This is a genomic window from Enterobacter cloacae complex sp. P17RS (assembly GCF_014895885.1).
GTDB lineage: Bacteria > Pseudomonadota > Gammaproteobacteria > Enterobacterales > Enterobacteriaceae > Enterobacter > Enterobacter bugandensis.
In genome coordinates this window covers 78,754-90,806 of sequence record NZ_JADBQK010000006.1, presented here as the reverse complement: position 1 = coordinate 90,806, position 12,053 = coordinate 78,754, and the positions used below count along the sequence as shown (strand labels likewise).

Sequence of the window (12,053 nt, the reverse complement as noted above, 5' to 3'; positions counted from 1 at the left end):
AATGCCGGGTGATGCGCTGCGCCACCCGGCACAACATTAAAGAGCAATGTGTATGTCTAAATCCGTACAGAGCAACAGCGCGGTTCTCGTTCACTTCACGCTGAAGCTGGATGACGGCTCCACGGCTGAATCCACCCGCAATAACGGCAAACCTGCCCTGTTTCGTCTCGGCGATACCTCCCTGTCTGAAGGTCTTGAGCAGCAGCTCCTGGGCCTGAAAGAGGGTGAGAAAAAAGCGTTCTCGCTGGAGCCGGATGCCGCGTTTGGCGTGCCAAGCCCGGACCTGATTCAGTATTTCTCGCGCCGCGAGTTTATGGACGCGGGCGAACCGGAAATCGGGGCGATTATGCTCTTTACCGCTATGGACGGCAGCGAAATGCCTGGCGTGATCCGCGAGATTAACGGCGACTCTATCACCGTTGACTTCAACCATCCGCTTGCCGGGCGTACCGTTCATTTTGATGTTGAAGTGCTGGAGATCGATCCGGCACTGGAGGCCTGAAATGCAGATCCTGTTGGCTAACCCGCGCGGCTTCTGCGCCGGTGTAGACCGCGCTATCAGCATTGTTGAAAACGCGCTGGAGATTTACGGCGCGCCGATCTACGTGCGTCATGAAGTGGTGCATAACCGCTACGTGGTCGACAGCCTGCGCGAGCGCGGTGCTATTTTCATCGAGCAGATCAGCGAAGTGCCGGACGGCGCGATCCTGATCTTCTCCGCGCACGGCGTCTCTCAGGCGGTCCGTAACGAAGCGAAAAGCCGCGATCTGACCGTATTCGATGCCACCTGTCCATTAGTGACAAAAGTGCATATGGAAGTGGCGCGCGCCAGCCGTCGCGGTGAAGAGTCGATTCTGATTGGCCACGCCGGTCACCCGGAAGTTGAAGGCACCATGGGCCAGTACAGCAACCCGGAAGGGGGAATGTACCTGGTGGAGTCGCCGGAAGATGTCCTGACGCTGAACGTGAAAAACGAAGCGCGTCTGTCGTTTATGACCCAGACCACGCTCTCCGTAGACGACACCTCAGACGTGATTGACGCCCTGCGCCAGCGCTTCCCGAAAATCGTCGGGCCGCGTAAGGATGATATCTGCTACGCCACCACTAACCGTCAGGAAGCGGTGCGCGCGCTGGCTGAACAGGCGGACGTGGTGCTGGTTGTCGGCTCTAAAAACTCCTCTAACTCCAACCGTCTGGCCGAACTGGCGCAGCGTATGGGGAAAGCGGCGTTTTTAATCGACGACGCGACGGACATCCAGGAAGCGTGGGTGAAAAATGCGGCCTGCGTTGGCGTTACCGCAGGCGCTTCCGCGCCGGATATCCTGGTGCAGAACGTGATTGCTCGTCTGCAGGAGCTGGGCGGGGGCGAAGCGGTTCCGCTGGAAGGACGCGAAGAGAATATCGTCTTCGAAGTGCCGAAAGAGCTGCGTATCGACGCCCGCGAAGTGGAATAATTTCTTTTCTGATGAAAGGCCAGCACCTCCTGTGCTGGCCTTTTTTTTGCCCCGGACTTTATCGTGACAACAAAATCATGTCTTTTACTGATATCTGAGTCGGTTTCACGTTAAATTCTAATTATTGGTGTTTTCAGTTGGCAGCCTTTACGAAGGCTGGTTAATCTGAAAACGATTTACATCATTTTAACGTAAGAGAATAACTATGCATGATGCACAGATCCGTGTCGCCATTGCGGGCGCGGGTGGACGTATGGGTCGCCAGCTGATTCAGGCGGCAATACAAATGGATGGCGTGGCACTCGGCGCGGCGCTGGAGCGTGAAGGTTCATCCCTGTTGGGATCCGATGCGGGTGAACTGGCCGGCGCGGGCAAGACAGGTGTTACCGTTCAGAGCAGCCTTGATGCGGTGAAAGATGACTTTGACGTGTTCATCGACTTTACCCGTCCCGAAGGCACCCTGACTCACCTGGCGTTTTGCCGCCAGCACGGTAAAGGGATGGTGATTGGCACCACCGGCTTCGATGATGCGGGTAAACAGGCCATTCAGGATGCAGCCAGCGACATTGCGATTGTCTTTGCCGCGAACTTTAGCGTAGGCGTTAACGTCATGCTGAAGCTGCTGGAAAAAGCGGCGAAGGTGATGGGTGACTACACCGACATAGAGATTATTGAAGCGCACCACCGCCATAAAGTTGATGCTCCATCAGGCACGGCGCTGGCGATGGGCGAAGCGATTGCTTATGCAATGGATAAAGATTTAAAAGACATCGCAGTCTATTCACGTGAAGGGCATACCGGAGAACGCGTGCCGGGCACCATTGGTTTCGCAACCGTCCGGGCGGGCGATATCGTCGGCGAACACACGGCGATGTTCGCCGATATTGGCGAACGTGTTGAGATTACACACAAAGCGTCAAGCCGCATGACGTTCGCCAATGGCGCAGTACGCTCCGCGTTGTGGCTGAAATCGAAAGAAAAGGGTCTTTTTGATATGCGAGATGTGCTGGATCTCAACAATTTGTAAGCTTTATTACCCATCGTGATGTGGTTATTGCAGTCGTAATATATTGATTGCATAGGGCAATAATTTATTGCCCTCTTATTTTATTTGTTTTATATGAATTTTGATTGTTAATCGTCATAAATCTGAGTTTTATGCCATTATTATGTGAATTGAATGTAAATTTTGACCATTTGGTCCACTTTTTGTCGCTCTCGGCTCTTAATTTCCATAAAACCTACCGCGCAAGCGTTTTCCAGGATGATTTACCTGATCTTTTTGCCCGTTAAATCCTATTCAAGCTGCCAGTCCTGCAAAAGAATAAACAAAATATCCGTTTTAAGTTGACTTTTACCCACCAAATCTCCAGAATGCCGCCGTTTGCCAAAAATCCGCTGGCAACACATTTGCATTGATCTATGACATAGTCATGAATTAATATGCAAATAAAGTGAGTGAATATTCTCTGGAGGGTGTTTTGATTAAGTCAGCGCTATTGGTTCTGGAAGACGGAACCCAGTTTATCGGTCGGGCCATAGGGGCAACGGGTTCGGCGGTTGGGGAAGTCGTTTTCAATACTTCAATGACCGGTTATCAAGAAATCCTCACTGATCCTTCCTATTCTCGCCAAATCGTTACTCTTACTTATCCTCATATCGGCAATGTCGGCACCAATGCGGCTGACGAAGAATCCTCTCAGGTACATGCGCAAGGCCTGGTCATTCGCGACCTGCCGCTGATTGCCAGCAACTTCCGCAACACTGAAGACCTCTCTTCTTACCTGAAGCGCCATAACATCGTGGCGATTGCCGATATCGATACCCGTAAGCTGACGCGTCTGCTGCGCGAGAAGGGGGCACAAAACGGCTGCATCATCGCAGGGGATAACCTCGATGCGACGCTGGCGCTGGAAAAAGCGAAAGCCTTCCCGGGCCTGAACGGTATGGACCTCGCGAAAGAAGTGACTACCGCCGAAGCCTACAGCTGGACGCAGGGGAGCTGGACGCTGGAAGGCGACCTGCCGGAAGCGAAAAAAGAGAACGAACTGCCGTTCCACGTGGTGGCCTATGATTTTGGTGCCAAGCGCAACATCCTGCGCATGCTGGTTGACCGCGGCTGCCGCCTGACGGTGGTACCGGCGAAAACCTCCGCTGAAGAGGTGCTTAAGATGAACCCGGACGGCATCTTCCTCTCTAACGGCCCAGGCGACCCGGCACCGTGCGATTACGCTATCGACGCCATCAAGTCCTTCCTGGAAACCGACATCCCGGTATTCGGCATCTGCCTCGGCCATCAGCTGCTGGCGCTGGCGAGCGGTGCGAACACCGTCAAGATGAAGTTCGGCCACCACGGTGGTAACCACCCGGTGAAAGACATTGATAACAATACGGTGATGATTACCGCGCAGAACCACGGTTTCGCCGTCGATGAAGCCTCTATGCCGGCTAACCTGCGCGTGACGCACAAATCACTGTTCGATGGCACCCTACAGGGTATCCACCGAACCGATAAGCCAGCGTTCAGCTTCCAGGGCCACCCGGAAGCCAGCCCGGGCCCGCACGACGCCGCGCCGCTGTTCGATCACTTCATCGAACTTATCGAGCAATACCGTAAGACCGCTAAATAATCAGGAGCCGAGAAGACCATGCCAAAACGTACAGACATAAAAAGCATCCTGATCCTTGGCGCTGGCCCGATCGTGATCGGCCAGGCCTGTGAATTTGACTATTCCGGTGCGCAGGCGTGTAAAGCCCTGCGCGAAGAGGGTTACCGCGTCATCCTGGTCAACTCTAACCCGGCCACCATCATGACCGACCCGGAAATGGCAGACGCGACCTACATCGAGCCAATTCACTGGGAAGTGGTACGCAAAATCATTGAAAAAGAGCGTCCGGACGCGGTGCTGCCAACCATGGGCGGCCAGACGGCGCTGAACTGCGCGCTGGAGCTGGAGCGTCAGGGCGTGCTGGCTGAATTTGGCGTCACCATGATTGGTGCGACCGCCGACGCGATTGATAAAGCAGAAGACCGTCGCCGCTTCGACGTGGCGATGAAAAAAATCGGCCTCGACACCGCGCGTTCCGGTATCGCACACAATATGGAAGAAGCGCTGGCCGTTGCGGCTGAAGTGGGTTATCCGTGCATCATCCGTCCTTCCTTCACCATGGGCGGAACCGGCGGCGGTATCGCCTACAACCGCGAAGAGTTTGAAGAGATTTGCGAGCGCGGCCTGGATCTCTCCCCAACCAAAGAGCTGCTGATTGATGAATCGCTGATTGGCTGGAAAGAGTACGAGATGGAAGTGGTGCGTGATAAAAACGACAACTGCATCATCGTCTGCTCCATCGAAAACTTCGATGCGATGGGTATCCACACCGGCGACTCCATCACCGTTGCGCCAGCCCAGACGCTGACCGACAAAGAGTATCAAATCATGCGTAACGCCTCGATGGCGGTACTGCGTGAAATCGGCGTGGAAACCGGCGGCTCTAACGTGCAGTTCTCCGTTAACCCGAAAACCGGCCGTCTGATTGTTATCGAAATGAACCCGCGCGTGTCCCGCTCCTCCGCGCTGGCCTCCAAAGCCACCGGCTTCCCGATTGCGAAAGTGGCGGCGAAGCTGGCAGTGGGTTACACCCTCGACGAGCTGATGAACGACATCACCGGTGGCCGCACGCCTGCGTCCTTCGAGCCGTCCATCGACTACGTTGTGACTAAAATTCCTCGCTTTAACTTCGAGAAATTCGCGGGCGCGAACGACCGTCTGACGACCCAGATGAAATCTGTGGGTGAAGTGATGGCGATTGGCCGCACGCAGCAGGAATCCCTGCAAAAAGCGCTGCGCGGTCTGGAAGTGGGCGCCACCGGCTTTGACCCGAAAGTGAGCCTGGACGACCCTGAAGCGCTGACAAAAATCCGCCGCGAGCTGAAAGACGCGGGCGCAGAGCGTATCTGGTACATCGCCGATGCCTTCCGCGCGGGCCTGTCCGTCGACGGCGTATTTAACCTGACCAACATCGACCGCTGGTTCCTGGTGCAGATTGAAGAGCTGGTGCGTCTGGAAGAGAAAGTGGCGGAGCTGGGCATCAACGGCCTGGACGCAGACTTCCTGCGCATGCTGAAGCGTAAAGGCTTCGCCGATGCGCGTCTGGCTAAGCTGGCGGGCGTGCGCGAAGCGGAAATCCGCAAGCTGCGCGACCAGTATGACCTGCACCCGGTTTACAAGCGCGTGGACACCTGCGCGGCCGAGTTCTCGACCGATACCGCGTACATGTACTCCACCTATGAAGACGAGTGCGAAGCGAACCCGTCCGTCGACCGCGACAAGATTATGGTGCTGGGCGGCGGTCCAAACCGTATCGGCCAGGGCATCGAGTTCGACTACTGCTGCGTACACGCCTCGCTGGCGCTGCGCGAAGACGGGTACGAGACCATCATGGTCAACTGTAACCCGGAAACCGTTTCTACCGACTACGACACCTCTGACCGTCTCTACTTCGAGCCGGTTACCCTGGAAGACGTGCTGGAAATCGTGCGCATCGAGAAGCCAAAAGGCGTTATCGTGCAGTACGGCGGTCAGACCCCGCTGAAGCTGGCGCGCGCGCTGGAAGCCGCAGGCGTGCCGGTTATCGGCACCAGCCCGGACGCGATTGACCGCGCGGAAGACCGTGAGCGTTTCCAGCAGGCGGTTGACCGTCTCAAGCTGAAGCAGCCGGCGAACGCCACCGTGACCGCCATTGAAATGGCCGTTGAGAAGGCGAAGGAGATTGGTTACCCGCTGGTGGTGCGCCCTTCCTACGTTCTGGGCGGCCGCGCGATGGAAATCGTCTACGACGAAGCCGACCTGCGTCGCTACTTCCAGACGGCGGTGAGCGTTTCCAACGATGCGCCAGTACTGCTTGACCGCTTCCTCGACGACGCGGTTGAGGTGGACGTTGACGCCATCTGCGACGGCGAAATGGTGCTGATTGGCGGCATCATGGAGCACATCGAGCAGGCTGGCGTGCACTCCGGCGACTCCGCCTGTTCTCTGCCGGCCTACACGCTGAGCCAGGAAATTCAGGACGTGATGCGCCAGCAGGTGCAGAAGCTGGCCTTTGAGCTGCAGGTTCGTGGCCTGATGAACGTTCAGTTCGCGGTGAAAGACAACGAAGTTTATCTGATTGAAGTCAACCCGCGTGCGGCGCGTACCGTACCGTTCGTCTCTAAAGCGACCGGTATTCCGCTGGCGAAAGTGGCGGCGCGCGTAATGGCTGGCCAGACGCTGGCGCAGCAGGGCGTAACCAAAGAGATCATCCCGCCGTATTACTCGGTGAAAGAGGTGGTGCTGCCGTTCAACAAATTCCCGGGCGTTGACCCGCTGTTAGGGCCAGAGATGCGCTCAACCGGGGAAGTAATGGGCGTGGGCCGCACCTTCGCAGAAGCGTTTGCCAAGGCGCAGCTGGGCAGCAGCTCTACCATGAGAAAATCGGGCCGTGCGCTGCTCTCCGTTCGCGAAGGCGATAAAGAGCGCGTGGTTGACCTGGCCGCCAAGCTGCTGAAACAGGGCTTCGAGCTGGACGCAACCCACGGTACGGCGATTGTGCTGGGTGAAGCCGGTATTAACCCGCGTCTGGTGAACAAAGTGCATGAAGGTCGTCCGCACATTCAGGATCGTATCAAGAATGGCGAATATACCTACATCATCAACACCACCGCAGGACGCCAGGCGATTGAAGACTCCAAGCTGATTCGCCGCAGCGCGCTGCAATACAAAGTGCACTACGACACCACCCTGAACGGCGGTTTCGCAACAGCGATGGCGCTGAATGCGGATGCCACCGAAAAGGTGATTTCGGTGCAGGAAATGCACGCGCAGATTAGCAAGTAACCCCCATTGCCCGGTACCGTTCGGTTACCGGGCAATTTTCCCATCTTAAGAACCTTCTGGTTTTTCATCCGCTTTCAGTCAGTTAGCCTAAAATAGTTAGGTCGATAACGAAAATTCAACTGAGAGCAGGGGAAAACACCATGCAAAATAAATTACTGATCGCTTCCGTTCTGGCTGCCACCGCAATGTTTACCGTCGCGGGCTGTTCGTCCAATCAGGCCGTAAAAACCACCGATGGTAAAACCATCGTGACTGACGGGAAACCGCAGGTGGATGACGATACCGGCCTGGTGTCGTACAAAAACGCCGAAACCGGTCAAACTGAACAGATTAATCGCGACCAGGTGAAATCGATGGGCGAGCTGGATAACTAATTCTGAATTCTGACGTAAGCCCGTCAATAATATTCACTATTAGCCTGTTGAATTACTGACTACACTCTTTTGTTAAAAGAAGGCAGTAACAACAGGCTAATCAATGATTCTTATAATTTATGCCCATCCCTATCCGCAGCACTCGCATGCGAATAAGCGGATGCTTGAGCAGGTAAGGACGCTGGATAACGTAGAGATACGTTCCCTCTATCAACTCTATCCCGATTTTAATATCGATATCGCCGCCGAACAGGAGGCGCTCACCCGTGCCGATCTGATTATCTGGCAACATCCTATGCAGTGGTACAGTACGCCCCCGCTCCTGAAACTGTGGATCGATAAGGTCTTCTCTCACGGCTGGGCGTATGGCCACAACGGCCATGCGCTAAAAGGCAAAAGTCTGATGTGGGCGGTTACCACCGGCGGTGGGGAAAGCCACTTTGATATCGGTTCCTTCCCGGGGTTTGACGTCCTGGCGCAGCCGCTGCAGGCTACGGCGCTTTACTGCGGGCTGAACTGGCTCCCGCCTTTTGCGATGCATTGCACCTTTGTTTGCGACGATGAAACGCTGCAGGCGCAGGCTCGCCATTATAAACAACGCTTGCTTGAGTGGCAGGAGACGCATCATGGATAGCCATACGCTGATACAGGCGCTGATTTATCTCGGCGCGGCGGCGCTGATTGTGCCGGTGGCGGTACGTCTGGGGCTGGGGTCGGTTCTCGGCTACCTGATTGCGGGCTGCGTCATTGGGCCCTGGGGCTTTCGACTGGTAACGGATGCGGAGGCGATCCTCCATTTCGCTGAAATTGGCGTCGTGCTGATGCTGTTTGTGATTGGTCTGGAGCTGGATCCGCAGAGGTTATGGAAACTTCGCGCCTCGGTATTTGGCGGAGGCGCGCTGCAGATGGTGGCCTGCGGCCTGCTGATCGGTGGGTTCTGCATCCTGTTGGGCATGGACTGGAAAGTGGCGGAGCTTATCGGCATGACGCTTGCGCTCTCCTCGACGGCCATCGCCATGCAGGCGATGAACGAGCGAAATCTGACGGTCTCGCAGATGGGACGCAGCGCGTTCTCGGTGCTGCTGTTCCAGGATATCGCCGCTATTCCGCTGGTGGCGATGATCCCGTTGCTGGCGGCAAGCGGCTCGTCCACGACGCTGGGGGCGTTTGCGCTGTCGGCATTAAAAGTCGTGGGGGCGCTGGCGCTGGTGGTCCTGCTTGGCCGCTACGTGACCCGCCCGTTACTGCGGTTTGTTGCCCGTTCAGGCCTGCGCGAAGTGTTCAGCGCCGTGGCGCTGTTCCTGGTGTTTGGCTTTGGTTTGCTGCTGGAGGAAGCCGGGCTGTCGATGGCGATGGGGGCGTTCCTCGCAGGCGTTCTGCTGGCGAGCTCTGAATATCGTCACGCCCTGGAAAGCGATATCGAGCCGTTCAAAGGGCTGCTGCTGGGGCTGTTTTTCATCGGCGTGGGGATGTCCGTCGACTTCGGCACGCTGGTCACGCACCCGCTGCGGATCGTCATCCTGCTCGTCGGTTTCCTGGTGATTAAAATGGTGATGCTGTGGCTGATTGCGCGTCCATTGAAGGTGCCGAACAAGCAGCGCCGCTGGTTTGCCGTACTGCTGGGTCAGGGGAGCGAATTTGCATTCGTGGTCTTTGGTGCCGCGCAGATGGCAAACGTGCTCGATCCCGAGTGGGCGAAAGCGCTGACGCTGGCGGTCGCGCTGTCGATGGCGGCAACGCCTGTTCTACTGGTGGTGCTGACGCGTCTGGAAAAATCAGGCAGCGAGCAGGAGCGCGAAGCCGACGAGATCGATGAGGAGCAGCCGCGCGTCATCATCGCCGGATTTGGTCGCTACGGGCAGATCGTCGGGCGTTTACTGCTGTCAAGCGGGGTGAAAATGGTGATTCTCGATCACGATCCTGACCATGTCGATACCCTGCGTAAATTTGATATGAAGGTGTTTTACGGCGATGCGACTCGCGTCGATCTGCTGGAATCCGCCGGGGCGGCAAAAGCCGAGGTATTGATTAACGCCATTGACGATCCTGAGACCAGCATGCAGATGGTGGAGCTGGTAAAAGAGCATTTTCCAGGGCTGACCATTATCTCCCGCGCGCGCGATGTGGATCATTACATCCGGCTGCGTCAGGCGGGCGTAGAGGCGCCGGAGCGTGAAACGTTCGAAGGCGCGCTGAAGTCTGGCCGCCTGGCGCTGGAGAATCTGGGGCTCGGCGCGTATGAAGCGCGCGAACGTGCGGATCTGTTCCGCCGCTTTAACACCGGGATGGTGGAAGAGATGGCGGCGATGGCCGGCAGTACGGCCACGGAGCGTGCGGCGGTGTTTAAACGCACCAGCGCCATGCTGACAGAAATCATTAACGAGGACCGCAATCACCTGTCGCTGATCCAACGTCATGGCTGGCAGGGCACGGAAGAGGGCAAGCATACCGGCGATCCGGCTGACGAGCCCGAGAGTAAACCTTCCGCGTGAAGTGGAGTTGCCAGCAATAATAAAAAATTTCTCTATCTTTACTCTGCCGCCAGTCGACGAAAGATTAAGCTTTCCGTATAGTGGCGGCAATTTTTTGCATCCGGGAAATTTTCAATGATCAGTCTGATTGCAGCGCTGGCGGTGGACCGCGTTATCGGTATGGAAAATGCCATGCCGTGGAACCTGCCTGCCGATCTCGCATGGTTTAAACGTACTACGTTAAACAAGCCGGTAGTGATGGGCCGCCTGACCTGGGAGTCGATTGGTCGTCCATTGCCGGGCCGTAAGAATATCGTTATCAGTAGCCAGCCGGGCACTGACGATCGCGTCGAATGGGTTAAGTCCGTTGATGAAGCGATTGCCGCCTGCGGTGACGCCGAAGAGATCATGGTGATCGGCGGCGGCCGCGTGTATGAGCAGTTCCTGCCAAAAGCGCAGAAGCTGTATCTGACCCACATTGATGCGGAAGTGGAAGGGGACACCCATTTCCCGGATTACGATCCGGACGAGTGGGAATCGGTATTCAGCGAGTTCCACGACGCGGATGCACAGAACTCCCACAGCTACTGCTTCGAGATTCTGGAACGTCGTTAAGTGATGTCCCTCTCCCGCCCGGGAGAGGGAATGATTCAGGAGGCAACGGCCTCACTTTCCCCTAAGTCCAGCTGTCGGTTGGACGGCTGAACAAAGTAAGTTTTATCTTCCCAGCGTAAGCAGGTCAACTCTCCGCCCCAGCAGCATCCGGTATCCAGACCGTAGATCCCGTCCGGCGTGCCTTTTCCTTCCAGCGCAGCCCAGTGGCCAAAGACGACGTTGTACTCGCTTGTCACGGGTCCAGGAATGGCAAACCACGGTTTGAGCGGGGCAGGCGCGCTTTCCGGCGTCTCTTTGGAATACATGTCCAGCTGCCCGTTCGGGAAGCAGAAACGCATGCGCGTAAAAGCGTTGGTAATAAAGCGCAGGCGGGCCAGACCGCTGAGATCCTCGCTCCAGTGATTCGGCATATCGCCGTACATGGCATCAAGGAAGAAGGGGTACGAGTCGCTCGCCAGCACCGCCTCAACGTCACGCGCGCAGGTTTTAGCCGTCTCAAGATCCCATTGCGGGGTGATCCCGGCATGAGCCATGACCAGCTTTTTCTCCTCATCGACCTGCAGTAAAGGCTGGCGGCGCAGCCAGTTAATCAGGTCGTCCGCGTCTGGCGCATCCAGCAGGGGAGAGAGGCGATCTTTAGGTTTGTTGCGGCTGATCCCGGCAAATACGGCCAACAGGTGAAGATCGTGATTGCCCAGCACCATGCGCACGCTGTCGCCCAGAGATTTGACGAAACGTAAAACCTCAAGCGAGCCCGGACCACGCGCGACTAAATCGCCCGTCAGCCAGAGCGTGTCCTGTCCTGGCGTAAAGTCGACCTGTTTTAACAATGCGATCAGTTCATCGTAGCAACCGTGAACGTCGCCAATCAGATATGTAGACATTAGATTAATGAATGAGTGTGGTTACGGCGAGACGGAACACAGGAATAGCAACGCGGAACACATTGCCATCGACGTCGACCATTTCGTAATGGCCTTGCATGGTACCCAGCGGCGTTTCAATTACCGCGCCGCTGGTGTACTGATACTCTTCGCCAGGGGCGATGTGGGGTTGTTCACCGACCACACCTTCACCCTGAACTTCAATTTCGCGGCCATTGCCGTTGGTGATAAGCCAGTAGCGCCCGCGCAGCTGCACGGGCATCCGCCCCAGATTGCGAATGGTCACGGTGTAAGCAAAGACAAAACGCTCTTCATCCGGCGAGGATTGCGATTCAACATAGACGCTTTGTACATGGACACATACGCGGGGCGAATCAATCAT

The 12,053-nt window shown here is 56.3% G+C and carries 11 protein-coding genes; 9 read left to right on the top strand and 2 right to left on the bottom strand.

Going from position 1 to position 12,053, the window contains the following annotated elements; genetic code table 11:
- The first annotated feature begins 52 nt into the window (after positions 1 to 52).
- The 9 genes from fkpB to folA all read left to right on the top strand — a co-directional run bounded on the left by fkpB (position 53) and on the right by folA (position 10,787).
- Entirely contained in the window at positions 53 to 502 is a 450-nt protein-coding gene (fkpB, locus tag IM265_RS05980) for an FKBP-type peptidyl-prolyl cis-trans isomerase (protein WP_003856450.1), read from the top strand.
- Position 503: 1 nt separating this feature from the next.
- A complete protein-coding gene (gene ispH / locus IM265_RS05975; protein ID WP_028015471.1) occupies positions 504 to 1,454 on the top strand; it encodes a 4-hydroxy-3-methylbut-2-enyl diphosphate reductase in 951 nt (316 codons plus the stop codon).
- A gap of 205 nt (positions 1,455 to 1,659) precedes the next feature.
- Positions 1,660 to 2,481 (top strand): 4-hydroxy-tetrahydrodipicolinate reductase, encoded by an 822-nt coding sequence (gene dapB, locus IM265_RS05970; RefSeq protein ID WP_150144818.1) that lies wholly within the window; start codon positions 1,660 to 1,662, stop codon positions 2,479 to 2,481.
- Between the two features lie 454 nt (positions 2,482 to 2,935).
- Entirely contained in the window at positions 2,936 to 4,084 is a 1,149-nt protein-coding gene (gene carA, locus IM265_RS05965; RefSeq protein ID WP_041911264.1) for a glutamine-hydrolyzing carbamoyl-phosphate synthase small subunit, read from the top strand.
- Between the two features lie 18 nt (positions 4,085 to 4,102).
- On the top strand, positions 4,103 to 7,327 hold the full coding sequence (gene carB, locus IM265_RS05960) for a carbamoyl-phosphate synthase large subunit (protein ID WP_041911263.1): 3,225 nt from the start codon (positions 4,103 to 4,105) through the stop codon (positions 7,325 to 7,327).
- A gap of 140 nt (positions 7,328 to 7,467) precedes the next feature.
- Positions 7,468 to 7,701: a YgdI/YgdR family lipoprotein gene (locus IM265_RS05955; RefSeq protein ID WP_003856439.1), complete on the top strand. Its 234-nt coding sequence runs from the start codon at positions 7,468 to 7,470 to the stop codon at positions 7,699 to 7,701.
- 103 nt (positions 7,702 to 7,804) lie between these two features.
- Complete coding sequence (gene kefF, locus IM265_RS05950) at positions 7,805 to 8,335, top strand: glutathione-regulated potassium-efflux system oxidoreductase KefF (protein WP_136486655.1); 531 nt, start codon at positions 7,805 to 7,807, stop codon at positions 8,333 to 8,335.
- Complete coding sequence (gene kefC / locus IM265_RS05945; RefSeq protein ID WP_193030220.1) at positions 8,328 to 10,193, top strand: glutathione-regulated potassium-efflux system protein KefC; 1,866 nt, start codon at positions 8,328 to 8,330, stop codon at positions 10,191 to 10,193. The genes kefF and kefC overlap by 8 nt, the downstream gene beginning before the upstream one ends.
- Before the next feature lie 114 nt (positions 10,194 to 10,307).
- Positions 10,308 to 10,787 (top strand): type 3 dihydrofolate reductase, encoded by a 480-nt coding sequence (gene folA / locus IM265_RS05940; protein WP_006173915.1) that lies wholly within the window; start codon positions 10,308 to 10,310, stop codon positions 10,785 to 10,787.
- A gap of 35 nt (positions 10,788 to 10,822) precedes the next feature.
- On the opposite strand, the gene apaH is transcribed toward folA, so the two are convergent.
- Positions 10,823 to 11,671: a bis(5'-nucleosyl)-tetraphosphatase (symmetrical) ApaH gene (gene apaH / locus IM265_RS05935; protein WP_045631140.1), complete on the bottom strand. Its 849-nt coding sequence runs from the start codon at positions 11,669 to 11,671 to the stop codon at positions 10,823 to 10,825.
- Between the two features lie 4 nt (positions 11,672 to 11,675).
- The gene (gene apaG / locus IM265_RS05930) at positions 11,676 to 12,053 is read right to left on the bottom strand and encodes a Co2+/Mg2+ efflux protein ApaG (protein ID WP_014882505.1); all 378 of its coding nucleotides are present in this window, start codon (positions 12,051 to 12,053) and stop codon (positions 11,676 to 11,678) included.